Annotated in this window: 22 protein-coding genes; 11 read left to right on the top strand and 11 right to left on the bottom strand. The window is 63.6% G+C overall.

Features of this window, described 5'->3' with window-relative positions:
* Positions 1-48: 48 nt before the first annotated feature.
* Genes I7X09_RS28825 through I7X09_RS28815 form a run of 3 tightly spaced genes read left to right on the top strand, consistent with a single transcriptional unit; the run spans position 49 to position 3,011 of the window.
* Entirely contained in the window at positions 49-1,242 is a 1,194-nt protein-coding gene (locus I7X09_RS28825) for a class I adenylate-forming enzyme family protein (protein WP_095972917.1), read from the top strand.
* Positions 1,243-1,277: 35 nt separating this feature from the next.
* Positions 1,278-2,039 carry a crotonase/enoyl-CoA hydratase family protein gene (locus I7X09_RS28820; protein ID WP_003945127.1) on the top strand — a complete coding sequence of 254 codons (762 nt, stop codon included), beginning with the start codon at positions 1,278-1,280 and terminating at the stop codon, positions 2,037-2,039.
* Between the two features lie 6 nt (positions 2,040-2,045).
* Positions 2,046-3,011, top strand: a complete 966-nt coding sequence (locus I7X09_RS28815; protein ID WP_019749316.1) for an adenosine deaminase — start codon at positions 2,046-2,048, stop codon at positions 3,009-3,011.
* Positions 3,012-3,014: 3 nt separating this feature from the next.
* Here the strand turns inward: I7X09_RS28815 and I7X09_RS28810 are convergent, their stop codons facing one another.
* Entirely contained in the window at positions 3,015-4,328 is a 1,314-nt protein-coding gene (locus tag I7X09_RS28810) for a D-arabinono-1,4-lactone oxidase (RefSeq protein ID WP_019749315.1), read from the bottom strand.
* Positions 4,329-4,406: 78 nt separating this feature from the next.
* Between I7X09_RS28810 and I7X09_RS28805 the strand changes: the two genes are divergently transcribed.
* On the top strand, positions 4,407-5,054 hold the full coding sequence (locus I7X09_RS28805) for a TetR/AcrR family transcriptional regulator (RefSeq protein ID WP_166813211.1): 648 nt from the start codon (positions 4,407-4,409) through the stop codon (positions 5,052-5,054).
* 70 nt (positions 5,055-5,124) lie between these two features.
* Complete coding sequence (locus I7X09_RS28800; RefSeq protein ID WP_124569897.1) at positions 5,125-6,300, top strand: amino acid deaminase/aldolase; 1,176 nt, start codon at positions 5,125-5,127, stop codon at positions 6,298-6,300.
* Between the two features lie 29 nt (positions 6,301-6,329).
* On the opposite strand, the gene I7X09_RS28795 is transcribed toward I7X09_RS28800, so the two are convergent.
* Complete coding sequence (locus tag I7X09_RS28795) at positions 6,330-9,773, bottom strand: TM0106 family RecB-like putative nuclease (RefSeq protein ID WP_200314869.1); 3,444 nt, start codon at positions 9,771-9,773, stop codon at positions 6,330-6,332.
* 83 nt (positions 9,774-9,856) lie between these two features.
* On the opposite strand from I7X09_RS28795, the gene I7X09_RS28790 reads away from it, so the two are divergent.
* On the top strand, positions 9,857-10,498 hold the full coding sequence (locus tag I7X09_RS28790; RefSeq protein WP_200314867.1) for an alpha/beta hydrolase: 642 nt from the start codon (positions 9,857-9,859) through the stop codon (positions 10,496-10,498).
* A 5-nt stretch (positions 10,499-10,503) separates the two neighbouring features.
* Here I7X09_RS28790 and I7X09_RS28785 read toward each other — a convergent pair whose 3' ends face one another.
* Positions 10,504-11,121, bottom strand: a complete 618-nt coding sequence (locus I7X09_RS28785; RefSeq protein ID WP_172436706.1) for a cysteine hydrolase family protein — start codon at positions 11,119-11,121, stop codon at positions 10,504-10,506.
* Between the two features lie 92 nt (positions 11,122-11,213).
* On the opposite strand from I7X09_RS28785, the gene I7X09_RS28780 reads away from it, so the two are divergent.
* The 3 genes from I7X09_RS28780 (at position 11,214) to I7X09_RS28770 (ending at position 14,356) form a co-directional block, all read left to right on the top strand.
* Positions 11,214-11,915 carry a FadR/GntR family transcriptional regulator gene (locus I7X09_RS28780; protein WP_200314865.1) on the top strand — a complete coding sequence of 234 codons (702 nt, stop codon included), beginning with the start codon at positions 11,214-11,216 and terminating at the stop codon, positions 11,913-11,915.
* Entirely contained in the window at positions 11,912-13,282 is a 1,371-nt protein-coding gene (locus I7X09_RS28775; protein ID WP_200314863.1) for an FAD-binding oxidoreductase, read from the top strand. Before I7X09_RS28780 ends, I7X09_RS28775 begins: the two co-directional genes overlap by 4 nt.
* A gap of 72 nt (positions 13,283-13,354) precedes the next feature.
* Entirely contained in the window at positions 13,355-14,356 is a 1,002-nt protein-coding gene (locus tag I7X09_RS28770) for an NAD-dependent epimerase/dehydratase family protein (protein ID WP_234036750.1), read from the top strand.
* Between the two features lie 56 nt (positions 14,357-14,412).
* On the opposite strand, the gene I7X09_RS28765 is transcribed toward I7X09_RS28770, so the two are convergent.
* The 4 genes from I7X09_RS28765 to I7X09_RS28750 form a co-directional block, all read right to left on the bottom strand.
* Complete coding sequence (locus I7X09_RS28765) at positions 14,413-16,200, bottom strand: AMP-dependent synthetase/ligase (protein ID WP_095972867.1); 1,788 nt, start codon at positions 16,198-16,200, stop codon at positions 14,413-14,415.
* Positions 16,201-16,339: 139 nt separating this feature from the next.
* On the bottom strand, positions 16,340-17,038 hold the full coding sequence (locus I7X09_RS28760; RefSeq protein WP_166813201.1) for a heme peroxidase: 699 nt from the start codon (positions 17,036-17,038) through the stop codon (positions 16,340-16,342).
* A gap of 126 nt (positions 17,039-17,164) precedes the next feature.
* Complete coding sequence (locus I7X09_RS28755; RefSeq protein WP_124569924.1) at positions 17,165-17,791, bottom strand: phosphoribosyltransferase; 627 nt, start codon at positions 17,789-17,791, stop codon at positions 17,165-17,167.
* A gap of 55 nt (positions 17,792-17,846) precedes the next feature.
* Complete coding sequence (locus tag I7X09_RS28750) at positions 17,847-18,674, bottom strand: carbon-nitrogen hydrolase family protein (RefSeq protein WP_095972865.1); 828 nt, start codon at positions 18,672-18,674, stop codon at positions 17,847-17,849.
* Between the two features lie 102 nt (positions 18,675-18,776).
* Between I7X09_RS28750 and I7X09_RS28745 the strand changes: the two genes are divergently transcribed.
* Entirely contained in the window at positions 18,777-20,552 is a 1,776-nt protein-coding gene (locus I7X09_RS28745; RefSeq protein WP_095972864.1) for a DEAD/DEAH box helicase, read from the top strand.
* A gap of 81 nt (positions 20,553-20,633) precedes the next feature.
* On the opposite strand, the gene I7X09_RS28740 is transcribed toward I7X09_RS28745, so the two are convergent.
* From I7X09_RS28740 to I7X09_RS28725, 4 genes are all read right to left on the bottom strand, one after another.
* On the bottom strand, positions 20,634-22,532 hold the full coding sequence (locus I7X09_RS28740) for an ABC transporter ATP-binding protein (protein WP_095972863.1): 1,899 nt from the start codon (positions 22,530-22,532) through the stop codon (positions 20,634-20,636).
* Between the two features lie 92 nt (positions 22,533-22,624).
* Positions 22,625-23,215 carry an AMIN-like domain-containing (lipo)protein gene (locus tag I7X09_RS28735; RefSeq protein ID WP_200314859.1) on the bottom strand — a complete coding sequence of 197 codons (591 nt, stop codon included), beginning with the start codon at positions 23,213-23,215 and terminating at the stop codon, positions 22,625-22,627.
* Positions 23,216-23,271: 56 nt separating this feature from the next.
* Positions 23,272-23,682, bottom strand: coding sequence for a YchJ family protein (locus tag I7X09_RS28730; RefSeq protein ID WP_095972861.1), 411 nt, complete (start codon positions 23,680-23,682; stop codon positions 23,272-23,274).
* 7 nt (positions 23,683-23,689) lie between these two features.
* Positions 23,690-25,267, bottom strand: a complete 1,578-nt coding sequence (locus tag I7X09_RS28725) for a long-chain-fatty-acid--CoA ligase (protein ID WP_200314857.1) — start codon at positions 25,265-25,267, stop codon at positions 23,690-23,692.
* A 271-nt stretch (positions 25,268-25,538) separates the two neighbouring features.
* Between I7X09_RS28725 and I7X09_RS28720 the strand changes: the two genes are divergently transcribed.
* A complete protein-coding gene (locus tag I7X09_RS28720; protein ID WP_003945134.1) occupies positions 25,539-26,312 on the top strand; it encodes an ABC transporter ATP-binding protein in 774 nt (257 codons plus the stop codon).
* Positions 26,313-26,316 lie beyond the last annotated feature (4 nt).

Raw genomic sequence — 26,316 nt, 5'->3', positions numbered from 1 at the left:
TCATATAGTCGAAGGGCCGGTGGGTTTGTCAGTGACGTGGAGGTATCGATGCGGTCGACGCTCGTGGAATACCCGTGTTCGACTCAGCTCCTCGCCGACGCCCGCGTCACCCGTGCGGGTGACGGGGTGCTTCGGTACAGCCAACTCGACCCTTCGCTGTCCGAACTCCTCGATATCGCCGTTCATCGATTTTCTTCCCGCATTGCGGTCGAGGAGGTCGACGGCGAGCAGGTCACCTTCGCGGAACTGTGGGCCGAGGCGTCGAGGGTCGCAGGCGGGCTGAAGTCACGCGGTGTCGAGATCGGCGACCGCGTGGCAATTCGAGTGGCCGCGGGGGTGCGGTGGATGGAGGCGTGCCTCGGAGTCATCCTCGCCGGAGGTGTACCGGTCTCCGTGGGTGTTCACCTGAGTGACGATGCGGCGGACTTCGTCATCGCGGACAGCGGTTCGGTGTTGGTGCTCGACGGGGAACTCCCACACGGTGTTCCGTTCATCGACGACGGTGCGGCCCCGGACGAGATGGCGATCCTCGCGTACACCGCCGATTCTTCGGGCGAGATGCTGGGCGTCGAGTTGAGCAACGAGAACGTGCTCTCGGCCATCGTCGGTATCCTGCACTCGCGCGACTACGGCGTCGAAGGTGTTCGGAATCTTCTGGTGGACAACGATTTCAAGTCCGTGCGTCAGTTCGTGCATGTGCTTGCGACGCTGGTGGTCGGTGGAACGGTGGTCCTCGCCGGCGACTTCTGGCGCGAGAGTGTGCATACCGTCGACATCGTGACCGGGCGGCCCGAGGACTTGCTCGAACCGCGGTTGCTCACGCTCGGGCCGGCGGCGCGTGCCGGTTCGAGGTCGGTGCAGTGGATCGACTGCAGCGGATCGCCGATCACCGCGGAACAGGAATCCAAGCTGCTGACGTTGTTCCCGGCCGCTCGGCATGTGATCGGCTGGGGCAAAACCGAAACTTGTGGGGCCGGTCTCATTCTGCCGAGCGAGTCGGCACCGACTCACCTCGGAAGCGTCGGAATCGCTTTCGGCGGAATGGAAGTGGCATTGTACGGCCCGGATGCTCCAGGTGGTTTCGGTGAGTTGCTGTGCCGCGGACCGAGTGTCACGCGCCGGTATTGGAACTCGCCGGAAGCGACCTCGACGAGGTTCACCCAGGGGTGGTTCTGCACTCACGACACCGCGCAGATCGACCCCGATGGCTTCGTCCGTATTGTCGAGCGCAACGTCGCGTAGTCACGCGGGCGTGGTCGACAAACGAGAGGGACATCATGGCGGACGAGGTTCTCACCGAGCGGCGCGGGCGGACACTGATCATCACCATCAACCGACCCGAGGCGCGCAACGCCATCAACTCGGCGGTCAGTCACGCGTTGGCCGCTGCGGTCGAAGAGCTGGATGCGGACGACGATCTGTCCTTGGCGGTGCTCACCGGTGCGGGCGGAAACTTCTGCGCGGGTATGGATCTGAAGGCATTCGTGGCCGGCGAGAACGTACTCGTTCCGGGGCGCGGTCTCGGATTCACGGAGGGGCCGCCGCGTAAGCCGATCATCTCGGCGGTCGAGGGCTTCGCGTTGGCCGGAGGCACCGAACTGGTGCTTGCCACCGACCTGGTGGTGGCGTCGTCCGAAGCGAAGTTCGGTATCCCGGAGGTCAAGCGAGGACTGGTTGCAGGCGGCGGCGGATTGTTGCGCCTGCCCAAGCGGATTCCGTACCAGAAGGCGTTGGAACTGGCCCTCACCGGTGACAGCTTCACCGCCGAGGAGGCCTACCGGTACGGGTTCGTGAACACGTTGACCGAACCGGGCAAGGCGCTCGAGGGCGCACTCGAGCTGGCTGATCGAATCACGCGCAACGGACCGCTCGCGGTTGCGGTCACCAAGGAGATCATCGTCAAAGCCGGCGGTTGGTCCGACGACGAAGCTTTCGCGAAGCAGTTGCAGGTGATGGCGCCGGTGTTCGCATCCGAAGACGCACGCGAGGGCGCAACGGCGTTCGCCGAGAAGCGCGCCCCGGTCTGGAAGGGGCGGTAAACCGAGATGGCCACACCCGTCGCAGAACTGCACATGCACATCGAGGGTTCGCTCGAGCCCGAACAGATCTACCGGCTTGCCGAGCGCAATCGAATGGATTTGCCGTACAAGGACATCGACGATCTGAAGTCGAGGTACGAGTTCACCGACCTGCAATCGTTCCTCGATCTCTACTTCGCCAACATGGCCGTCCTGCGCACCGCGGAGGATTTTGCCGACCTGACGCGGGCGTATTTCCGTCGGGCCGCAGCGGCCGGAGTCGCGCATGCCGAGTTCTTCTTCAATCCGCAGGCTCACGTGGTCCGGGGTGTTCCGCTGACCGAGGTCCTGGACGGGATCATGGACGCGGTGGCATCGAGTGAGCGCGAGTTCGGGCTCAGCAGTGCGGCAATCGCCGCCATCCTCCGTGATCAGCCCGTCAAGGACGCCGAAGAGATCTTCTCCGAAATCATTCGCTTGCAGGCGCCGATCGTCGGGCTCGGACTCGACTCCGCCGAGGTCGGCAACCCGCCTTCACTGTTCGAGGACGTGTTCGCACGTGCGCGCGCCGAGGGCTTGCACGTCGTTGCTCACGCCGGCGAGGAGGGACCGCCCGAATACATTTGGCAGGCACTCGACATCCTCGGCGCCGAGCGGATCGACCACGGCGTCCGGGCACTCGAGGATCCTGCCCTGATCGAGCGTCTGGTCGACGAGGAGATTCCACTGACGGTCTGCCCACTGTCGAACGTTCGTCTGCGCGTGTTCGATTCGCTGTCGGATCATCCGCTTCGATCGATGCTCGAGATGGGGTTGATCGTCACGGTCAACTCCGACGACCCGGCCTACTTCGGGGGATACGTCGACGACAATTTCACCGAACTCGGCCGAGCCCTGGGGCTGACCGAGGCCGAGCGAGACACCCTCGCCCGGAATTCGATCAAAGCCTCGTTTGCGAGCGACGCGCGAAAAGCGGAACTGCTGCGGCGCTGACCGTCAGTCGCCCAGTACCTGACGCAAGTACTCGTTGTCGAAGACACGATTCGCGTCGTACTTGTCTCGAACGGCGACAAAATCGTCGAGTCGGTCGTACGTGGGACGCAGGTCGTCGACGGTCCGGTTGTGCATTTTTCCCCAGTGCGGCCGGCCGTCGACGGCGCGCGCGATGGCTTCCACCGCGGCGAAGTATTCGGTTTCGGGTCGGCGGTGGTACTGATGAACCGCGATGTAAGCGGTATCGCGTCCGTGCGCGGTCGAGAGCCAGAGGTCGTCGGCAGCGGCAAAACGTACCTCGACGGGGAACGCGACGTTGGTTCCGGACTTCTTCATCCAGCGATCGATTTCGTGGAGTGTCTCGGTGACGTGTTCGCGGGGAATCGCGTATTCCATTTCCTTGAACTTCACCCGGCGCGAAGACGCGAATACTCGGTAGCTGCGATCGGTGAACTCCCGGGCACCGAGCAATCGAGATGAGACGTTGTTGATTCTCGGGATCGCGGCCGGCGCCAGGGTGGCGACGCGATTGACACCTTCGAAGAGTGTGTTGGAGAGAAGTTCGTCGTCGACGAATGCGCGGACTTTGCCGACAGGATCGGGTTCGGTGTCTCCGGGCAGTCGCGTGTTGCTCTTGGTGAGGACACGGTCGGTGTGCGGAAACCAGTAGAACTCGAAGTGATCCAGGCCCAGGCGGTCGCTCTCCAGGGTGTCCAATATGTGAGACAGCGTGTCGGGTTCCTCGATTGCACGGAGTGTGAATCGCGGAACGCAGGCGAGAGTGATCTTCGAAATGATGCCGATTGCGCCCAATCCGAGGCGGCCCGCTTCGAACAATTCGACGTTTTCGTCGGCGCTTGCGGTAACGACGGATCCGTCGGCGAGAACGATCTCGATTCCGCGGATCTGCGTGGCGATACCGCCGAAGCGGGCGCCGGTTCCGTGTGTGCCGGTGGACGTCGCGCCGGCCAGTGACTGGACGTCGATGTCACCGAGATTGGCCATGGCATATCCGCGCTGCCACAGGGCGTCGTTGAGGGCGTGAAGGCGAGTGCCTGCAAAAACTGTCACCAGCGCGCCGTCGTCGGTTGGCGTGATCGAATCGATTCCGCTCAGATTGTCCAGGCTGACGAGGACACCGTCGGTGACCGCGACACCGGTGAACGAATGGCCGGCGCCGACCGCTTTCACGCGTTGGCCACGCGCCGCGGCCTCGGCGACCAAAGACGAAAGTTCACGGGTATTTGTCGGCGTCGCAAAGCGACGCGGCGCGGCGCTTTGAGTGCCCGCCCAGTTCTGCCAAGTGTCCGAAGCCATTACGCAATAATGTACTTGGACGGTCGTCCAGGCAAGTATTGCGCGAAGATTTTGTCATTTGCGTTCTACGATCATTGGATGCTGAACAGGCTCCCGGCGGACGAACGCCGCACACAATTGGTCGAGTCCGCGTTGTCTATTGCGGAACAACGCGGTGTCAGTTCTGTGACGGTAAGGGCGGTGGCGGAAGAGGCCGGAGTATCACTCGGCGTCGTTCATTACTGCTTCGAGAGCAAGGAAGCGCTGATCGCGGCGATGGGTGAAACGCTCATCCTGCAGCTCAGTGCGTCGATGCAGTACGCATTCGCGCAGGTGCGACACGCTCCGGATCTCAGTGGTGTGCAGGGGCTCAAGGAATTGCTGCATATCGGGTTGACGGGAATGTGGCCCACGATCGAAGCAACGCCGGACCGGCAGTTGTTGACCTACGAAATCACCGCGCAGGCCCTCCGTAGTCGCAATCTCGGAGCTGAACGTGCCGGGGCCGTCGCACACGACCAGTACCGAATCATGGACGAGCTCGCGGTGTCGTTCCTCGAAGAATGCGCGAAGATCTCCGGCACCGTGTGGACCGAGCCGTTGAGTTCGATTGCGCGACTGAGTCTTGCGCTCATCGACGGGCTCGTCCTGCGATGGCTGGTCGATCGCGACTCCGACGCGACAATTGCGGAGTTCGGAGAAATGGTTCAGGTAATCGCCAACAAAGCAGTGGTCGCGCCTCAGTAGAACCGCCATCCTGGACATACGTCCAGGATTGGTGATTGACTGGTCGCACGCCGCGACGATTGGATCATCTGTGACCAGGACCCTCGATCGACTCACTGCTGCCACGCGAGAACTCGACCCGCCTCTGGCTGCTCTGGATCTGACCACACTGCGCAGTAACGCAGCCGACCTGGTGCGCCGCGCCGGTGGAACTCCAGTGCGAGTGGCGAGCAAATCGGTCCGTTGTCGTACGGTTCTGGCCGAAACTCTCGGCGACACACTGACCGCGTCCGGTGGATTCCGCGGAATCATGGCGTACTCATTGCGTGAGGCTCTGTGGCTCGTCGGGCTCGGCGCACGGGACATCCTGATGGGATACCCGACCGCCGATCGCGGCGCCATCGCGGATCTCGCTGCCGATGACACCGCACTCGCATCGATCACACTGATGATCGACGACGACGCACAGTTGGATCTCATTCGTTCGGCGTCGACAGGAGATGCGCCCGTCCGGGTGTGTCTCGACGTCGACGCGTCACTGCGGATCGGCCCGATCCATCTGGGAGTACGACGCTCACCGCTGCGCGAACCTGCCGCGGTCGCCGCACTCGCGGCGCGTGCTCGCCAGCGCGGTTTCTCCGTCGCAGGAGTGATGTTCTACGAAGCGCAGATTGCCGGCCTCCCGGACACCAGTGCTCCGATCGGTTGGGTCAAGAAGGCGTCCGCCCGAGAATTGGCGTCCAGAAGGGGCGCAGTGGTTGCAGCAGTCACCGATGCCGTGGGTGCACTCGAGATCGTCAACAGCGGCGGTACGGGGTCACTGGAGGTCAGCTCGGCCGATCCTGTGGTGACCGAGGTAACAGCAGGATCTGGACTGTACGTACCGACCCTGTTCGACCGCTACCGCGCCTTCCGTCCCGATCCGGCACTGTTCTTCGCGCTGTCGGCAGTGCGCAAGCCGACCCCGTCTGTCACGACCCTGTTCGGCGGCGGATACATCGCGTCGGGACCTGCGGGAGCCACCCGCGTTCCGTCGCCGGTCTGGCCCTCCGGTCTCAAACTGCTCCGCAACGAAGGCGCAGGCGAGGTTCAGACGCCGGTCACCGGAAAGGAAGCCGGAAACATCGCGATCGGCGACCGCGTGTGGTTCCGGCACGCCAAAGCCGGCGAGTTGTGCGAGCGCTTCGACCGCGTGTACGTGGTCGAAGCCGACGGCAGCAGAACCTCGGTTCCCACCTACCGTGGCGAAGGACAGTGCTTCGGGTAGGGCAGTGCTTCGGGTAGGGCAGGCATCGCCTAGCTCGTCAACCTCATGAACGCGCCCAGTTCCACCAATCCAGCGGGCGTGCTCGGCATGTACTGCGTCAATGCGTGCGATCGAACGATGATCGCGCACCACTTGCCGCGGGAGACGGCGACGTTGAGGCGATTTCGCGACAGCAGGAACGACATTCCTCGCGGAACGTCCTCCACGGCGGAGGCGGCCATCGACACGATTGCCACAGCGGCCTCGCGGCCCTGGAACTTGTCGACGGTCCCGACCTCGACCTCCGTGAGACCGGCCTCGGTGAGATCGCGCTCGACGGTGCCGACCTGGGCGTTGTACGCCGCGACCACGAGGATGTCCGACTGCTCCAAGGGGCGGGTGCCCTCGAACTCGCTCGGGTCGGTCCATGGCGTACCGAGGAGGCTCTGGATCTGGCGAACGATCTCCTGGGACTCTTCCGGGGAGTACGTGGAATTGCCGCGGTGATCAACGAACACCGTGTGTACTCCAGCAGCGAGTCCGTCGAGTTTCCTTGCCGCACTCACGGTTTCCTGGGAATGCAGCTTGCCCTCGTACGACAGTGCGGACACGGGCGCACACAGATCGGGGTGCATCCGCCACGTTTTCTCGAGGAAGTAGCCGAGTTCGGGTGGCAGTGCGCCGTGTCCCTCGGCGAGCCAACCGAGTGCCGATTCGTCGACAGGTTCGGGGTGCGTACCTTGGCTGACCTGGGGTAGCTGCTGGGGATCGCCCAGTAGCAACAGGTTGCGCGCGGAAATCGCGACGGCAATGGTGTTGGCGAGCGCGAACTGGCCGGCCTCGTCCACCACGAGCAGGTCCAAACTGCCTGCCGGAACGCGATCGGTGTTCGCGAAGTCCCACGCAGTGCCGCCGATGACACAGCCGACGCCTTCGGCTTCGGCGATGAATCCCGCATATTCTTCGGATGCGATGTCCTGCCATTCTGCGGTCTTGCTGCGGCTGCCCTTCTTCGCGACCAGTGCAGGGTCCATGCCGGCCTTCAGAATGCCGCCGAGCATGTTCTCGACCACCGAATGTGATTGCGCCACCACTCCGATTCGCCAGTGATGCTGTTCGATCAGTGTCTTGACGACACGGGCGCCCGTGTAGGTCTTGCCCGTACCGGGGGGACCCTGCACTGCCACGTAGGAATCATCGAGGTCGAGAAGTGCGGCGGTGATGGCGTCCGCGTAGTTGTTGTCGGTCCCGACGGGCGGGAGCGGTGAACCCGAGAGTGTCCTCGGGGTGCTGCGCCGGAGAATGTCGACCGCTGCGATGCGTGGCAGCTCGGGCAGGCTCTCGCTGGCGCCGGACGCGGCAGCGGCGATCGACTTCTCCATGCGTCCGGTGGGAATCGGACGACCGGGTGCCAATGCGACGGGGGCGTCGAGGTATTCGTCACCGCTGAGCAGTTCTTCGACGGTGACCACGTCGAGTCCTTCGGACTTGACCACGGCGGTGACCTTGACGCTGCTGGTGCCGCGCTGGGTGGGGTTCTCGCTTGCAACGGCATCGGGGGAGGGGGTTGCGTAGAGAGCGAACAGATCACTGCCCGGGCTCAAAGACGTTCCGGTGCCGAAACTTCCGGTCAGCTGAATGTGGCGACGAAACTTCTTCTGCCGCGGGGTGCTCTTGTGCCAGTCCGCCTCGATCTCGGACTGATCTACCACCATGACGTCACGGACGTCGACGAGGTCTTCGATCGGAGTGACCAATCGGTCGAAATGCGCCCACCAGTACGGCTTCCGTTCGCGATTGTGGTATCCCACTGCAGCGGCCAGTAGCGCCGCAGCCTGCTGATCGGGGGTGCGTGTCGAACCGGCCTTGTGGCCTGCGAAGTCGCGGAGCGCGATTTCCGATTCGGTGAGTTCCTCGAGTGGAATCTTGATCTGTCCGGTGGGCTCACGCAGTTCCACGCCGTGTTCTGCGGCGCGCTCGGCGAGCCAATCGCGCAGGCGCAGGGTGGATTCGCAGTCGTACTCGTTGTAGTCGGAGATACCCTGAAGAAGTTCCCTGGCCTGGTCGGCCTGTCCGCCGTCGCGCAGTTCGCAGTAGTCGGCATAAGCGACGACCGAAGCGGCGGCATTGGTGACGTCACCGTCGCGGCCGTGCTCACCCATGTAGAGCGGTTCGAGTTTCTTGATGCTGTACGAGCGTTGTCCGATCCGCAGGCAGGCGCGGACTATCGGATAGAGGTCCACGAGCACGTTCTCGCTGAGCAGCGTGTCCACCGTTTGCTCGCCGACGCCGTGACGTGCGGCCAAGCGCAACAGCGCCGATTTCTCGTACGCGGCGTAGTGATAGATGTGCATGCCGGGGTGAGCTTCTCGGCGCGCGGTGACGTAATCGAGAAAGTCGAGGAGCGCCTGGCGTTCACCCTCGCGATCGTGTGCCCAGAAGGGTTTGAACACGTAGTCGTCTGCCGGGCCTTCGACCACGCCGAACAGGTACTCCAGCCCCCAGTCGGTGGATCCGTCCTCGGCCCAGAGTGGGTCCCCCTCGAAGTCGAAGAAGATATCGCCGTCGTCGGGGACGGGCAGACCACCGAGCGCCGAGGGTTCGTAGACCTCGAATTCGGCGTCGCCGGATTGTTCCTGGCGTAGTTGAACCGCAGCCTGTGCACGGAGTTTGTCGAGTGTTTCCCGGCGGATTCCTTCGACTGGTCCAGTGCTCACGGCGAGTTCGTCGATTGTCGTGATTCCCGAGACGATCAGTTGTTCGCGCTGGTTGCCGCGGACGCCCGCAACCAGCAGCAGATCGCGATGGTTCTCGACCTCGACGCTGCAGGTGTCGCAGCGGCCGCAGCGCAGGTATCGATCGTCGAGCCACTGGGTGGGTTTTCCCTCGGCGCGATGCTCGTCGAGGACTCGTTCCAGTTCGGCTCTGCGCGCCGCGAAAACCGGTGCGATGTCGCCGATGTCGTGTGACGACGTGCTGCCGTCGCCGAGAAGCAGATGAACCTGATCGGAGGCTGCGATTGCATTGCGCTCCAATGCGTCCGCGTACGCGGCGAGTTGGAGGAGCGCCGACACCTTGGCATGCCGGGAGAGTTTGCTGTCGTAGACCGCGTACGTGTCGCCCTCGCGGACGAGGAAGTCGCAGAAGCCGAGGAATCGGCCGTCGAAGAAGGTTCCCTGATAGATCACGGGAGCGCCGGATCGGGCCGCCTCGACGGTGGCCAGGGTGGCGGCTGTCAGGCCTGCGCGCGAGTGTTCCGGTCGCGGCATGACGACCACGCCGTCTCCGTGTTGATCGATGAACTTCTGAAGCTGTTCGCGCTCGTGGGAGTCGCCGAGGCTCGACGTCCGCTCGAGCATCGGATCCGCCTCGGCCTTCTCGGCTGAGATCAGACCGGTACGGGCGTCGAGTTGCCGCAACAGCGCGAACTCGCACGAGGCCGCGGCCGAGAGGTCACTGGCGCTGTAGACGATCTGATCATCGAGTAGGAACACACGGAGATTGTGCCATCGCTCACCGACAAGGCAACCCACCAGTAATCGCCCACGCGCCGCGGATACCGGCAACGGAGTGCAGAATGACGATCATGCCTTTCTTCGACGGACGAACCGGTCAAGTGCACTTTCGGCATTGGCCGGCGGCAGGGGGTGCGGCGCCGAAGGTGTCATTGATCTTTCTGCACGGTCTCGGTCAGCACAGCGGGCAGTATCACCGCTTCGCGAGCGCCATGACGGTGTCGGGGATCGACGTGTGGGCGATCGATCACACTGGACACGGCTTGTCGGAGGGTGATCCGGGAGTCGGGGCTCCGCTCTCCGATCTTGCTGCCGATGCAGCCACGCTGGCTGACATCGCTTTGGCCGAACTGCCCGAAGCTCCGCAGGCGGTGATGGGGCATTCGTTAGGTGCCGTGACGGCGCTGACGGTGCTGGCTCACCGCGATCACGAGTTCGCGTCCGCCGTGTTGTGCGGCATTCCGCGCAGCGCGGTGGAGCAACACGGGTGGGCGGAACTCTCCGAAGCTGGTATCCCAGTCCTGGTCGTTCACGGCACCGACGACCGGATCGCCCCGGTCGATCCCGTCCGAGACTGGGCGCGGACGCTGCGCAACGTCGAAATGCGCGAGTTCGAGGACGCCGGTCACGACCTGCTGCACGAGAAGGTTCACGCCAGTGTCACCAACGTCAGCCGTGAATTCCTTCTCGCGCATTCCAGGTAGTCCTCTCAGGAGAGCGCGTCGAGCACCTCTTTCGACGTGACGGGATGCGAGAACATCGGGTAGTCGTAGGTGATCGCGTTCTCGTGTTCGGCGACCGACGTTCCGGCCACACAATCGGTGAGTGTGATGACCCGGTAGCCGTTCTCGTAGCCGGTGCGCATGGTTGATTCGACGCAGCAGTTGGTCAGGAAGCCACCGAGAAGGATCGTGCGAATTCCTTTGCTGCGCAGAATGAAATCGAGGTTGGTGCTGGCAAATGTGTCGAGTCCGCGCTTGCCCTCGATGACGATGTCGCCGTCCTTCGGGGTGAGGTCGTCGACGATCGCGGCTCCCCACGAACCCTTCACGAAAGCCTTGCCGTCGACGACGCCCTTGAGGATTCCGTAAGGATGCGAGGTGATTTCGTTGTACCCCTCGGCGAAGGTGATCGGTGCGTGCATCACGGTGACACCCGCCGCGCGCGCCGCATCGACCAGCGCGGCGGTGTTCGCGAGGAGTCCGTTCGATTCCATGACCGGTGCGACGGCCTCGTGGAGGACACCGCCTTCGGTGGTGAAGTCGTTCTGGTACTCGATGAGCACGACGGCGGTGGTTGCGGGATCCAGTTCGAGCTTGTCGGTCATGGTCGGCACCTTCTCTGTTGTGGTCCGGGTCACGAATCTTCTCAATTAAACAGTTTGTCAGACAAGCAGGCAAGGGGTGGTAGCGTCGCGGCATGGATACGACTCCGTTGTCGCGCATGCCGCTCAGCCTTGCCGTGTCGGGAAGAATCCGCGCTGCCATTCTCGACGGCTCGCTTCCCGTCGGGGAGGCATTGCCGACCGAACAGGAACTCGCGCAGACGTTCTCGGTGGGTCGATCGACGGTGCGCGAGGCACTTCGCGTGCTGCAAGCGCAGGGATTGTTGACCGGGGCGGACACTACTTCGACTGCCAGGCCTCGGGTGACGCACGAGCATACGGCCGATTCTGCGGCCACCGCTCTCAGTACGGCTTTGCAGGTGGGGGCAGTTCCGCTCGGCGATCTTGTCGAATTGCGGGTGCTGCTCGAAGCCGCAGCGTTGCGCACACTCGTAGCCGTGCCAGGCGACGCCCGGGTTGCGATCGAGCGGATGCGAGTCGCGACGCGTGCCGACGACTCGGTCGCCTTCCACGACGCAGACGTCGACTTTCACGTCGCGCTCGCCGGAGCAGGCGGGAACAAGGCATTCGGGTTGGTCATGACGGTTCTCCGCGACAGCATTGCCGGCTACCTGCTGAGCGAACTCGACTCGCGCGAGAACACGGCAGCCACGCTGGGCGCACTGCTGGCAGAACACGAGGGCATCGCCGACGCGATCGAGCGCGGCGCAGCCGACGAGGCTGCCGATCTGGTCGAGCGCCATGTGCGCGGATTCTACGAAGGACGAACGGAATGACCACGAGTATCGACCTGTTGGGTGAACGCTTGCAGAAAGCGCTGGGGGACAGGGCAACAACCGACCCCGACCGCATGGGCGCGTACGTCCGCGATCAATCGCTGCTCACCGCGGCCGGAAGTCCCGCTGCGTTGGTCAAGGCGAAGACTGTCGACGACGTCGTCGCGGTCATGACCGTGGCCCATGAACTCTCCGTTCCCGTGGTGACACGAGGGGCGGGTACCGGGTTGGCCGGCGCCGCCAACGCACTCGACGGATGCATCGTTCTGAGCGTCGCGGGGATGGATCGCATTCTCGAGATCGATCCCGCTGCACGTACCGCCACGGTGGAGCCCGGAGTGATCAACGGTGACCTGGCGGAAGCGGCTGCACAGCAGGGCCTTTGGTACGTTCCTGATCCGGGAAGCCGGGCCATCTCGAGTATCGGCGGCAATCTGGCGACAAATGCAGGCGGCATCTGTTGCGCCAAGTACGGCGTCACCGGTGATCACGTCGCTGCCCTGACGGCGGTGCTGGCCGACGGGCGTGTGATCCGTACCGGTGCACGGACGCGCAAAAATGTTGCGGGACTGGACCTGACACATCTGCTCGTGGGGTCGGAGGGGACTCTGGCGGTCATCGTCGAAGCCACGATGCGTCTGCGTACAGCGCCGACAGCCGCGACCACCGTCGTCGCCTTCTTCGATTCCGCGGAGTCCGCAATCGATGCCGTCCTCGCCGTGTCGGCAGTGGCCGAACCGTGTCAGCTGGAGTTGATGGACGACGTCACGATCGGCGCGGTCAATCGCCTGACGAAGATGGGGTTGGACGAATCGGCCGGGGCGATGCTGCTCATCCAGTGCGACGGTAGGTCAGCGGCCGCCGAGGCAGCGGACTGTGCCGCGGCGTGCGAAAGCGTCGGGGCGCGAGAGGTTTTCCACACCGACGATCCGGTGGAAGGTGAAGAGTTCACTGCCGCCCGGCGGATGGCGTTGCCCGCTCTCGAGGCGTTGGGTACGGTGCTACTCGACGACGTCGCGGTGCCAGTTCCGGCGTTGCCGTCGATGCTGGGGTGCATCCGCGAGGCAGCTGATCGTCGCGGTGTCACGATCGGAACTTTCGGTCACGCCGCCGACGGAAATCTCCACCCCACCATCGTGTTCGATGCCGCCGAACCCGGAGCGCAGGATCGTGCGCGCCAAGCGTTCGACGACATCGTTGCCGGCGCCTTGAATTTGGGCGGAACGATCAGTGGTGAACACGGTATCGGCGTTCTCAAAGCGCCGTACATGGCAGATATGGTCGGCCAGACCGAACGCGAAATGATGCTTGCAGTGAAGGCCGCATTCGATCCGAAGAACATTCTCAATCCCGGACGAGGTATCTGAGCGATTCGTCCGACCCTCACTCGTCGAGAATTGCGCTACCAGACGAACGTGTTGCTGCACGACGCTTTTCGAGTGACGATAGCCGTCATGAAGCTGTTGATGCTCGGAGGAACACGGTTCCTCGGCCGTGCTCTCGTCGACGACGCTCTGGCTCGGGGCTGGGAAGTGACAGTGCTCCATCGGGGGCTCACCGGAGCGCCGCCGTCTACAGCGGAGGTCCTGTTCGCGGATCGCACCGATCAGCGAGCGATGGTTGATGCGCTCGGTGATCGTCGATGGGACCTTGTGGTCGACACGTGGTCGGGTAGCCCCCGAGTGGTGGCTGAAAATGCCCGGATCTTGCGCGGCCGCGTCGACCGGTACGCGTACGTTTCCAGCGTATCGGCCTATCGGTGGGGCTTGCACGTAGACGAGACCTCACCGGTGGTTGCCGCATCTGCGACGTCCGATGACAACACCGATTACGCGTCCGCCAAACGTGGGGCCGAACTCGCTGTCCTGGAATCCTTCCCGGAGGCGCTGCTCGCGAGGGCAGGGTTGATCCTCGGCCCGCACGAGGACATCGGGCGGCTGCCGTGGTGGCTACGGCGCATCGCTACGGGCGGACGTGTCGTGGCCCCGGGAGCGCCGACTCGACCGCTGCAGTACGTCGATGTTCGTGACGTCGCATCGTTTGTCCTGTCCGGACTGGCGGCAAAGATCAGCGGGGCGTACGACGTCATCAGTGCGTCCGGGCACGCCACTACCTCCGGGCTCCTCGAGGCGTGCGTGGACGCCACCGGTTCGGACGCGGAACTCGTGTGGATCGACGAGGGTCGACTGGCAGCAGCGGGAGCGCAGCCGTGGACGCAACTTCCGTGTTGGGTTCCGCAAGAGGGCGAGTTCGCCGGCTTCCTCGAAGCCGACACCACCAAGGCAGCGCAGGCCGGGTTGCAGTGCCGTCCCGTCGAAGACACCGTGCGAGATACCTGGGAGTGGATGCAGCGAGAAACTCTGCCGACCCAGCGGGCTGATCGTGCGGTGCACGGACTGCCCTCGGAGATCGAAAGAGAACTACTCGCCGCCGAAGAATGAAACGAGTGTGGCCCGGTTCGTATTCGAACCGGGCCACACTCGTGAAAGACGATCGATCAGGCGTACAGGTCGCTGATCTTGGTCTTGTGAGCTTCGTGAATGATGTTGCGCTTGAGCTTGAGCGTCGGCGTCAATTCACCGGTCTCCTGGGTGAAGTCGACCTCGAGGATCGTGTACTTCTTGATCTGCTCCGGGTTGGAGACCTTCTTGTTGGCGTCGGCAACGGCCGAATCGATCTCGGCGATCAGGTCGGCGTTCTTCACCAGATCGGCGATCGGGGTGCCGGCGGGCAGTCCGTTGCGCTCGACCCAACCGGGCAGGGTTTCCGGATCGAGAGTGATCAGTGCACCGATGAACGGCTGGCCGTCACCGACGACGAGGCACTGGCTGATCAGAGCATGCGCGCGCAGGGAATCCTCGAGGCCGGCCGGTGCGACGTTCTTGCCGCCGGCCGTGACGATGATTTCCTTCTTGCGACCGGTGATGGAGACGTAGCCCTCGTTGTCGATCGATCCGAGATCGCCGGTGTGGAACCAGCCGTCGACGATCGATTCGGCCGTCGCCTTGTCGTTGTGCCAGTAGCCGGCGAAGACGACCGGGCCCTGCAGGAGGAGTTCGCCGTCCTCGGCGATCCGGGCGGCGTGGCCGTTGATCGGCTTGCCGACGGTGCCGACGCGCTGCGCGCTCGAGGTGTTGACGGTGATTGCGGCGCTGGTCTCGGTGAGTCCGTAGCCCTCGTAGATCGGGATGCCGACGCCGCGGAAGTAGTGGCCGAGGCGCGCGCCGAGGGCTGCGCCACCGGAGACTGCACGCTCGCACTCGCCACCCAGTGCTGCGCGCAACTTCGAGTAGACGAGCTTGTCGAATACCGCATGCTTGAGCTTTAGTGCCAGTCCGGGGCCACCCTTTTCGAGGGATTCGCTGTATTCGATGGCCGTGGCGGCAGCCTTGTCGAAGATGCTGCCCTTACCGCCGTCGACTGCCTTCTGGCGAGCCGAGTTGTACACCTTCTCGAACACGCGCGGCACCGAGAGGATGAAGTTGGGCTTGAAACCGGCGAACTGCTCGAGGAGCGTCGTCAGGTCCGACGTGTGGGCGACGGTGACCTTGGCGTCGAAAGCACCGAAGGAGATCGCACGCGCGAATACGTGGGCGAGCGGCAGAAACATCAGCGTCTTCTTGCCGGGGACCATCGACTCCGGCATGGCCAGGCGGCAGGCGTTGGACTCGGCGTAGAAGTTGGAATGCGTCAGCTGGACGCCCTTGGGGCGTCCCGTGGTTCCGGAGGTGTAGATCAGGGTCGCGGGCGAGGCAGCGGTGACCTGGTGACGACGGGTGTGCAGTTCTTCGTCGGTAATTGCCGAACCGCGACTGGACAGCTCGTCGATCGCTCCCGACTCGATGACGAGAACCTCGCGGAGGGCTTCTGCGCCGTCGGTGACTTCCTTGTGAGTCTCCGCGTGCTTGGCCGTTTCGACGACCAGAAGTGTCGTCGCGGAATCCTCGAGGATCCACTGCGCCTGGTCGGGGGAGGAGGTCTCGTAGATCGCGACGGTGCATCCGCCGGCAGTCCAGATGGCGTAGTCGAGAACGACCCACTCGTAGCGAGTCGCGGACAGGATAGCGACGCGGTCGCCGAGCTCGACACCCGAAGCGATCAGGCCCTTGGCAACTGCAGAGACCTGCTTCGCGAATTCAGCTGCAGTGACGTCGACCCATCCGCCGTTCGACGGCCTCTTGAACGGCACGAATGTGGGGTCTTCTTCGGCGTGACGGAACACGGAGTCGGCCATGGAAACGTTCTCCGGAATTGAGAACGACTGTGGAACTGAGAACTCGCGCACTATTGACCCCTCCAGTGACTACTGACATTTCTGATGTGCATTGCATCACATTAGTCGTCATTTTGCACTGTCGTTACTATTCGGTAGAACTGGTCGGGCGCTGACCTGCAGTTTAGTGTGACCGCCTGTTTACAGGTAATCAGGCGACGTGTTGGAGCGTGCGGCCGTGCACGGACAACCACCGGCGAATTGCGTAGTCCAATCGGTCTGGATCCACTCCGAGTTGCTCTGCAGTAGCTGCGAGGATCTCCGACGTGTCTCCCGGCACCTCGGTGGTGCCGAGTGTTGCGCTGATGAAGGTGTCGGCAGCGGTACCCAGATCGGTGTGTGGAATTCCGGCCAACATCAACAGGTGTGCCCAGGTCACTTCGGAACCGTCTCCGCAGGCGTCCACCCAGGCAAGGTGAACCGCGTCGAGAGCGCGGTCGGAATCAGCGGCCGACAGCAGATCCTCGACGCTGTTGATCCGCAAGTGATGGAGTTTCTCGGCGACCTGTTGGATGTGCCGTGCCTCGATCGGGACACCCGTTGCCGTGTAGCGGCGCTTGTACGAACCGATCTTGCCTGCCCACTGGTCCGAACTCCCGGCTTCTTCGAAGGTGCGGAGTAGTTCGCGTGCGCCGTCCGTGACGGGTTTGTCTTCGCGGGCTCGCCGGTAGGCGAGGTAGCGATCGACGACGGTCACTTCGCTGTGACCCGACGTGGACTGAACGGATTCGATGATGCACAGGGCGAGGCTCTGTCGATAAGCGTCTGACGCAACCCAGGCGGAAGGGTCGCCCAGGCGGTCACGGCACGCAGCTGCGACGGCGTCGACGGTATCGGTCGAGATGGTCACGGTTCCTCCAGAAAGCCGAATTCTTTTTGTTCCATTTGGCCTATCGGCACAGAGGAGCGAAATGTTGCACACATCACAAATTCTCAGAATCCTCTTGGTCTGTGCTCAGGCTGGAGAGGTCTGCGCTCAGGCGAGGAAGGTCAGCACTTCGTCGTCGCTGAGCTGATGAAAGTCCTCGAATGCAGCACCGACGCCGCCCAGCAGGGCAGGAACGAAGGGGCAGACGACGCGATCGGCGGAGCATGCGATCACTCTCATGGCTTCGGGGGAGGCGACGGGGACAGCGACGATCACGGAGTCAGCACCCGCGGTGCGCGCGCAGCGACAGGCAACGGCTGCACTCGCACCCGTAGCCATTCCGTCGTCGACGATCACCGCAGTGCGTCCGTGGAGGGAAACCGGGGTCCGTCCCTCGCGCAGGAGACGTGCCCGCCGGTCCAATTCGGTTCGCTCGTCGCGTTCGACGGCGGCGAGTTCACTTTTCGAGACGCGTACCGCTGCGATGACATCGTGATTGAGGACTCGCACGCCGCCCTCACCGATGGCGCCCATCGCCAGTTCCGGGTTGTACGGGCTGCCGAGCTTGCGCACCACCACGATGTCCAGCGGAGCGTTCAGCGCCGCAGCCACCTCGGCTGCTACCGGTACTCCGCCGCGTGGGAGTCCGAGAACGACAGGCTTGTCGATACGCAAAGACTCGAGCCGCCCGGCCAGAAATTTGCCGGCGGAAGATCGATCCCGATACTGGGTCACCGCGTTGTCCTCGAGAAGCTCGAACCCCGACCAGTTCGACGCTACTCGCTGCGCGTCACCGCGACGAGACCGTGAACCTCCGCAGGGCGAGGGCGGGGTTTTTCTCCCGGACTTCGGCGATGCGAGCGGCCGACACGGTTGCGGTGGCGACCCCGACCTGCTCGCCCAGTGAGCACATCACGACGCCCATCGGGTCGACGATCATGCTGGCACCAGCGCCGCCGCGCGCGCTCTGATCAGCCGCTGCGATGTACATCGTGTTCTCGATGGCCCGGGCGCGTACGAGAGTGGTCCAGTGGTCTTCCTTGAGTGGCCCGGGCACCCACTGGGCGGGCAAGAGCAGGATGTCCGCGCCGACGTCGACAATGCGCCGGGTGACTTCCGGAAAGCGCAGGTCGTAGCAGGTCTGGAGGCCGAAGGTCAGGCCGTCGCACCCGAAAGTCTGCGGTTCCGTGATGTCGCCGGCACGGATCACGGCCGACTCCTGGTATCCGAAAGCGTCGTAAAGATGCAGTTTCCGGTAGGTCGCCACCAGTTCGCCGTTCGGGTCCATCGCGACGAGAGTGTTGGAGATTCTGCTCACGTCGTCGATCCGCTCGTTCATTCCCGCGACGAGGAAGATTCCCAACTCTGCGGCGACCGCCGCCAGTGCCGAACCGAATTCGCCGTCAAGGCCCTCTGCGGACTCGATCAGCCGTTCATCCGTCTTCGGTGCGGTGAACATCGAGTATTCCGGCGCCACGACAACTTTCGCGCCCCGTGCTGCTGCATCGGAAGCCAGTGATCGCAGTGATTCGAGGTTGGCTTTCTTGTCCGTCCCCGGGGCGAATTGGGCAATCGCGACAACGGTCTGGGCGGGGGTGGCTGCGGTGGCTTCGGTCATGCTTCCTACGCTAGGCGAAACCCGCTGGGAGGGTGGATCTGTCGTAAATGCACCCCCGGTATGTCGTCGTGTCTATACTCTATCCGCTAAACTGCTGGTCAAATGAGTGATATTGAGCGTGACCCCGAACCCCCAACATTTGCCGACCTCGACATCGATGATCGGGTACTGAAGGCACTGTCAGACGTGGGCTACGAGTCGCCCTCGCCCATTCAGGCTGCCACCATTCCGCCACTGCTCGAAGGCAAGGACGTCGTCGGTCTCGCACAGACCGGTACCGGCAAGACCGCAGCCTTCGCAGTTCCAGTCCTGTCGCGGATCGACACGTCGATCAAGCAGACCCAGGCGCTGGTGCTTGCTCCCACGCGTGAGCTGGCGCTTCAGGTTGCCGAGGCATTCGGCAAGTACTCCGCGCACATCCCCGGACTCAACGTCCTGCCGATCTACGGTGGCCAGAGCTACGGCGTCCAGCTGTCCGGCCTGCGCCGCGGTGCACACGTCGTCGTCGGTACCCCGGGTCGTGTCATCGACCATCTCGAAAAGGGCACCCTCGACCTGACCAATCTCAAGTACCTCGTTCTCGACGAGGCCGACGAGATGCTCAAGATGGGTTTCCAGGAGGACGTCGAGCGCATCCTCCGCGACACCCCCGGCGACAAGCAGGTCGCCCTGTTCTCCGCGACTATGCCCGGCTCGATTCGCCGGATCTCGAAGCAGTACCTGAACAATCCGGTCGAGATCACCGTCAAGTCCAAGACGTCGACCGCTTCGAACATCACGCAGCGCTACATTCAGGTTGCTCACCAGCGCAAGCTCGACGCACTGACCCGAGTCCTCGAGGTCGAGGCATTCGAGGCGATGATCATCTTCGTCCGTACCAAGCAGGCCACCGAAGACCTGGCGGAGAAGCTGCGAGCCCGCGGGCACTCGGCCGCCGCGATCAACGGCGACATCGTCCAGGCACAGCGTGAGCGGACCATCGGTCAGCTCAAGAGCGGGGCCCTCGACATCCTCGTCGCCACCGACGTTGCTGCGCGCGGCCTCGACGTGGATCGAATCTCCCACGTCGTCAACTACGACATCCCGCATGACACGGAGTCGTACGTTCACCGCATCGGTCGTACCGGCCGCGCCGGTCGTCAGGGTGACGCGTTGCTGTTCGTGGCACCGCGTGAGCGGCATCTGCTCAAGTCCATCGAGAAGGCGACGCGTCAGCCGCTTGCGGAGATGCAGCTTCCCAGTGTCGACGACGTCAACGCCCAGCGTGTGGCCAAGTTCGGTGACTCCATCACCGAGAGCCTGGCCTCGGAGAATCTCGCGATGTTCCGCAAGATGATCGAGGACTACGACCAGGAACACGACGTTCCGCTCATCGACATCGCTGCCGCTCTGGCACTGCAGTCGCGCGACGGCGAAGCATTCTTGCTTTCTCCCGAGCCGCCGGCACCGCCGCGTCGTGAGCGCGAGCCGCGTGAACCGCGTCCCCCTCGTCGTTTCGACGACGGCCCGGCTCCTCGCTCGCGCGGACCCGAGGGCCAGGAGTTGGCGGCGTACCGCATCGCCGTCGGCAAGCGTCACCGCGTCGTTCCGGGTGCCATCGTCGGTGCCATCGCCAACGAGGGTGGACTCCGTCGAAGCGACTTCGGGCACATCAGCATTCGCCCGGATCACAGCATCGTCGAGCTGCCGGCCGACCTCTCCAACGAGACTCTCGAAGCTCTGCGTCGCACACGCATCTCCGGCGTCCTGATCCAGTTGCAGCCTGATTTCGGCCCGCCCCAGGGACGTCCGAGTGGCCGTGGCGACCGTGGTGGCCGGGACGATCGCGGTGGACGTGACGACCGCCGCGGTGGCGGACGCGATCGCTACAACGACTGACGTACAGAGCTGAAACAGGCGCTGCCCTCCGTGAGGAGGACAGCGCCTGTTTTTCGGCCAGTTCAGCGCGCCGGGCGGTAGTCAGATCGGCGTCGGTGCGAGAGCGTCGTTCTTCCTGGCGTTGGTGTCGAACTGCGTGCGGTACAACTCGGCGTACCGACCACCGCGGGCCAGCAGTTCCTCATGATTTCCGCGCTCGACGATCTGGCCTGCTTCGACGACAAGGATCAGGTCGGCTGAACGGATCGTCGACAAACGGTGAGCGATCACCACTGCAGTCCGCCCGGCGAGTGCTTCGCCGAGTGCTTCCTGAACCGCGGCTTCCGACGTCGAGTCGAGATGCGCGGTGGCCTCGTCCAGGATCACGACGCGAGGCTGGGCCAGGAGCAGTCGCGCGATGGTCAGGCGTTGACGCTCGCCGCCCGAGAGGCGGTATCCGCGCTCACCCACCACGGTCTCCAGTCCGTCGGGCAGCGACGCAACCAGGTCGGTGAGACGTGCTCGCTCCAGCACCTCACGCAGATCTTCTTCGGTGGCATCCGGTCGGGCAAGGAGCAGGTTGGATCGAAGGCTCTCGTGGAACAGATGCCCGTCCTGCGTGACCATGCCGACGGTCTCGCGGATGGAATCGGCACTGAGGTCGCGGACGTCGACGCCGCCCAACTCGACCGATCCGGAATCGATGTCGTAGAGACGCGGAATCATCTGGGCAACGGTCGACTTTCCGGCACCGGACGTGCCGACCAGGGCGACCATCTGTCCTGCTTCGGTGCGGAACGACAGGTCGTGCAACACGTCCTCGCCGCCGCGAGTGTCGAGGATCGCGACTTCCTCCAGAGAGGCGAGAGACACCTTGTCCGCTGACGGGTACGCGAAAGTGACGTTCTTGAACTCGACCGACACCGGGCCCTGCGGCACCGTGCGTGCATCGGGCTTCTCGGTGATGAGCGGTGCCAGATCGAGAATCTCGAATACCCGCTCGAAGCTGACCAGAGCGCTCATGACGTCCACCCGCGCGCTGGCCAGTGCGGTCAGCGGCGAGTACAGGCGCGTCAACAACAACGCCATCGCAACGACGGCGCCTGCGTCCAACTGTCCGCGCAGCGCGTAGAAGCCGCCGAGCCCGTAGACGAGGGCAAGAGCAAGGGCCGAGACCAGTGTCAGCGCTGTGACGAAGACGGACTGCAGCATTGCGGTCCGGACTCCGATGTTGCGCACACGCCTGGCACGAACCGCGAACTCCGCAGACTCTTGCGAGGGACGACCGAACAGCTTGACCAGTGTCGCTCCGGGAGCGGAGAACCGTTCCGTCATCTGGGTGCTCATGAGCGAATTATGGTTGGCTGCTTCACGATTGAGTGCTGCAAGTTTTGCACCCATCCGCCGAGCGGGGATGACGAAGATGGGGAGAAGCAACAACGCGAGGACGGTGATCTGCCAGGAGATCCCGAGCATGACGATCAGCGTGATCACCAGGGTGACCAGGTTGCTGACCACTCCGGACAAGGTGTCGCTGAAGGCGCGCTGAGCGCCGATGACGTCGTTGTTGAGCCGGCTGACCAGCGCTCCGGTTCGAGTTCTGGTGAAGAACGCGATGGGCATCTTCTGGACGTGATCGAAGACGGTGGTGCGCAGATGCAGGATCAGATCTTCACCGATGCTGGCCGAAAGCCACCGGGTCAACAGGCCCAGAGCGGCTTCGAGAAGTGCAACCAGTGCGATCAGTGCGGCAAGTTTGACGACTACGTCCACGGCGTCGCCGCCGACGATCGCGTTGACCACGCGCCCGGCCAGGACGGGGGTTGCCACGGCAAGTGCAGCGGTGACGACGCTCAGTACGAGGTACCAGCTGAGGTTACGTTTCTGTGGAACCGCGAACGTCGCGATTCGCTTCAGTGTCGCCTTCGAGAACGGGCGCCGATCTTCTTGCGCGTGCATCGCGTTGTACATCGCGTTCCACGCGGTGACTTCCATACTCATGACTTCGCCCCTCCGGTCGCCGGCCACGAAGATTACGTGGCCGGTACGACACGAAGGTAGAACCTAAACCAAACTTCAGGTCAAGTGCGGCCTCAGCGGGCCACGTCGACCACGACTCGCGGAGGATCGCTGAGCGTCGTCACCGTGAACGGTTGCTTCTCGGTCACCCCGATGAACGACTGGGTGACACCTTCGAAGACGTTGGACCCGTTGACCTCGGTCACGACTCCGCCGACGCCGGGAACCGGGTTGGGGCCGGAGTACTGTTCGACTCCGCTGTCGAAGGGGTAGGCGGAACCGTCGATCAGGACCTGGATCACTGCGGCACCCTTGATGTCCACGGGCTTTCCGCTGCCCTCCTGCGTGGCCGCGTCGACGTACTTCACGCGCCATCCGGGTGTGCCGGTGCCGCCCATCTCGTAGACGACACGATCGAATCCGTCGTGCTCGCCCACGCGGACGTCGACGACGGTGAGCTTGGACTCGGTACCCGCAGCCGACGTCTTGTTCGAGCTGTCCGTCGGGACTGGTTCTGTGGTCGACGCTGCGGCACTCGATGTCGAGGTGACGGCCGAGGTGGCTGCCGTGGGAGTGGTCTCCGCGTCCTGCGAACAGGCAGTCAGGCTCACGCCCACTGCGATGGCAGCGACAGCGGCAAATGATCTCGTCCGGTTCGTTGTCATGACTCGATCGTAGGGCTCGCGTAATCGGGATCCGCGGCGGCGGTGCCCGGAGTTACCTAACCGATATCGCCGTCGACGTAGAGCCACTTGCCGTCTGCTCGCGCAAATCGACTGCGTTCGTGGAGCATTCCCCGATCGCGTCCGAATGCGTAGTGAGCGCGAAATTCCACGATGCCGTCGGAATCGAACAGCCCACCTCGTTCGGTGTCCAGGATCTCCAAGCGGAGCCAATTCTGGTCGGGGTCGAGATCGAGTTCGGTAGGGCGATGGTCGGGATGCCAAGTCCGCGTGAGATATTCGTCGTCCAACAACGCGAATGCGGTGTAGCGCGAACGCATCAGGGTTTCGGCGGTAGGTGCGTGCGCGTCACCGCTGACGTACTTGCCACAGCACTCGGCCAACGTGTTGCCACTGCCGCACGGGCACGGATCGTTCGGGCGAGGTGTGGTGGGGCGGCTCGAGGTCACCGCCCCATTACAGCACGGGGTCCCAGACCAACTTGTGTTCGCGGTTCTCCCAGTACGGTTTGCGGAGGTCGCGCTTGAGGATCTTTCCGGTGGGATTGCGTGGAAGGATCTCGACGACGTCGATACTGGTCGGGCACTTGAACTTTGCGAGACGTTCCTGGGTGTAGGTGATCAGTTCGGCTTCGTCGATCTGCGCATCGCCGGTGAGAACCACGACGGCCTTGACGGTTTCACCCCAACGATCGTCTGGCACGCCGATGACCGCGACTTCGGCGATCGCCGGATGCTCGACCAGAACTCGCTCGATCTCGGGGGAGTAGACGTTCTCGCCGCCGGTGATGATCATGTCCTTGAGGCGGTCCTCGATGAACACGAAACCGCCGGAGTCGGCGCGGCCCATGTCGCCGCTCCGCAGCCATCCATCTGCGGTGATCGTTTCGGCTGTCGCCTCGGGCTTACCCAGGTATCCGGGAGTGCACTGCTCTGATCGCCACCAGAGTTCGCCGGTCGTACCGGTAGGCACGTCTTCGAGCGTGACGGGGTCCACCACGCGCATCTCGACGCCGGGGATCGCTGTGCCTGCTGACGCCATGCGCTCGATCTGCGACTCGTCGCGGTGAACGTCCGGCATCAACGCCGTGACGACGCCCGCCATCTCGGTCATGCCGTAGACCTGGACGAATTCGGTGTCCGGCCAGGCTGCGAGTGCCGCACGCAACAGCGGGAGCGGCATGGGTGCGGCGCCGTACGTGATGCGTTTGAATGCCTTGAAGGCGGCGACTGCCTGCTCGCCTGCGGCCAGGACTCCGGCAATGACCGGTGGGACGAGAAAGGCGATGTTGGCTCCGGCGGCCAGACCGGCGAAGATCGACGGGCCGTCCGCTTCTCTGGTGAAGTAGCAGCGTCCGCCGGCGTGAATTCCCATGATGGCGTAGCACGTTCCGCCGACGTGGAACATCGGCATCGCGATCAGGAATCGATGATCCTCGTGGGCCGGCAGGATCTCGAGAACACTGTTGCTGTGCGCGAACAGGTTTCGATGCGTGAGCTGGACGCCTTTGGGTCGACCGGTCGTTCCGGAACTGTAGAGAACCAGTGCGGTGGCATCGGGGCTCACCTCGGGTCGGGAGCTCAGCGGGGTGACCTCGTCGATCCAGGGTTCGAATTCGTCGTGTTCACCGCCGACGGCGAAGATCGATTCGACGGCCGTCAGGCGGTCTCGCATGGCGACGATCTGGGGGAGTAGTTCGCTGCCGACGAACAGGATGCGAGCCCCACAGTCCGCGAGTACGTAATCCAGCTCTTCGCTCGAAAGTCGCCAGTTGGGAACGACATTCGCGGCGCCGAGCAGTGAGGCGGCGTAGGTGACTTCGAGGCAGGACAGATGGTTCTTGTCGACGAAGGCGACAGTATCGCCGGCGCGGATCCCGGATTCGGCGAGTGCTGCGGCGATCTTCAAGATGCGTTCCCGCCATTGGGCCCACGTGTATTCGGTTCCTTGGAAGGTCATCGCTGCTTGATCAGGCTTGACCGTCGCCCAGTGCTCTAGCCGATCGAAAATGATTCCAGCGGTGGCGTCGGACATTCGGCCGCCTCTCTCGTGTGATTGGTGTCACAAGGTTAGTGTGCGTCCGCCGTTCGTATCGCTGTTTCTCTCCAATGCACACCAGTGCATACCAGTCGGAGAGCCGTGATCTCCCAGACCCTGATCGGCTCTGCCGCGGATATCAGGGTGGTCCCCGATGGCGGGGGCGCCCGCCACCCGACAGGATGGAACCAACCATTGCGGGCGTCCGTGTTTTCACGGGCGCCCGTCACGCCCGCAAAGTAGTACGAAGTGAACAGGAAAGGCGATCATGAGTTCGCACGCCCAGGATGTCGCGGCCCGCGCAGTCGGCCTGTCCAAGACCTACGGCACCGGAGATACCCAGGTGCACGCCCTCAGTTCGGTCTCCGCAGATTTTGCCCGCGGTGAGTTCACGGCGATCATGGGCCCGTCCGGCTCCGGCAAGTCGACGCTGATGCATTGCCTCGCCGGTCTGGATTCCGCCAGTTCGGGTTCTGTTCTCATCGGTGACACGGAACTCACGACGCTTTCCGACAAACAGATGACCCAACTGCGACGCGATCGCATCGGTTTCGTTTTCCAGGCTTTCAACCTGGTGCCGACGCTGACTGCGCTCGAGAACATCACGCTGCCGCTCGACATCGCGGGACGCAAAGCGGATCCGACCTGGCTGAACAGCGTCCTGACCAAGCTGGGTCTCGGAGATCGGCTCGATCACCGGCCAGGAGAGCTCTCGGGTGGTCAGCAGCAGCGTGTGGCGTGCGCGCGTGCGCTGGCGGGTCAGCCGGAGATCATCTTCGGCGACGAGCCGACCGGAAACCTCGATTCGAAGTCCTCCGGGGAGGTGCTCTCGATCCTGCGGGCGGCTGTCGACGAGTTCAACCAGACAGTGGTGATCGTGACACACGATCCGCGGGCAGCGGCGTATGCCGATCGGGTGGTATTCCTCGCGGACGGCAAGATCGTCGACGAATTGCGCGAGCCGACGGCGGATTCGGTCCTCGACCGGATGAAGCGTCTGGACGCTCCGCAGGCGGTCGTGAACGTGGAAGCCGGGGCTTGAGCAC

This window comes from Rhodococcus sp. P-2 (assembly GCF_016598535.1).
Classification (GTDB): Bacteria; Actinomycetota; Actinomycetes; order Mycobacteriales; family Mycobacteriaceae; genus Rhodococcus_F; species Rhodococcus_F baikonurensis.
The sequence above is the reverse complement of the archived record's forward strand: the minus strand, read 5'-3'. Positions and strand labels throughout refer to the sequence as shown.

Excerpts from the sequence above, each read along its gene's own strand:
- I7X09_RS28825 (WP_095972917.1), top strand. The coding sequence starts at position 49 with ATGCGGTCGACGCTCGTGGAATACCCGTGTTCGACTCAGCTCCTCGCC.
- I7X09_RS28820 (WP_003945127.1), top strand. The coding sequence starts at position 1,278 with ATGGCGGACGAGGTTCTCACCGAGCGGCGCGGGCGGACACTGATCATC.
- I7X09_RS28815 (WP_019749316.1), top strand. The coding sequence starts at position 2,046 with ATGGCCACACCCGTCGCAGAACTGCACATGCACATCGAGGGTTCGCTC.
- I7X09_RS28810 (WP_019749315.1), bottom strand. The coding sequence starts at position 4,328 with ATGGCTTCGGACACTTGGCAGAACTGGGCGGGCACTCAAAGCGCCGCG.
- I7X09_RS28805 (WP_166813211.1), top strand. The coding sequence starts at position 4,407 with ATGCTGAACAGGCTCCCGGCGGACGAACGCCGCACACAATTGGTCGAG.
- I7X09_RS28790 (WP_200314867.1), top strand. The coding sequence starts at position 9,857 with ATGACGATCATGCCTTTCTTCGACGGACGAACCGGTCAAGTGCACTTT.
- I7X09_RS28785 (WP_172436706.1), bottom strand. The coding sequence starts at position 11,121 with ATGACCGACAAGCTCGAACTGGATCCCGCAACCACCGCCGTCGTGCTC.
- I7X09_RS28780 (WP_200314865.1), top strand. The coding sequence starts at position 11,214 with ATGGATACGACTCCGTTGTCGCGCATGCCGCTCAGCCTTGCCGTGTCG.
- I7X09_RS28775 (WP_200314863.1), top strand. The coding sequence starts at position 11,912 with ATGACCACGAGTATCGACCTGTTGGGTGAACGCTTGCAGAAAGCGCTG.
- I7X09_RS28750 (WP_095972865.1), bottom strand. The coding sequence starts at position 18,674 with ATGACCGAAGCCACCGCAGCCACCCCCGCCCAGACCGTTGTCGCGATT.
- I7X09_RS28745 (WP_095972864.1), top strand. The coding sequence starts at position 18,777 with ATGAGTGATATTGAGCGTGACCCCGAACCCCCAACATTTGCCGACCTC.
- I7X09_RS28740 (WP_095972863.1), bottom strand. The coding sequence starts at position 22,532 with ATGAGTATGGAAGTCACCGCGTGGAACGCGATGTACAACGCGATGCAC.
- I7X09_RS28735 (WP_200314859.1), bottom strand. The coding sequence starts at position 23,215 with ATGACAACGAACCGGACGAGATCATTTGCCGCTGTCGCTGCCATCGCA.
- I7X09_RS28725 (WP_200314857.1), bottom strand. The coding sequence starts at position 25,267 with ATGTCCGACGCCACCGCTGGAATCATTTTCGATCGGCTAGAGCACTGG.
- I7X09_RS28720 (WP_003945134.1), top strand. The coding sequence starts at position 25,539 with ATGAGTTCGCACGCCCAGGATGTCGCGGCCCGCGCAGTCGGCCTGTCC.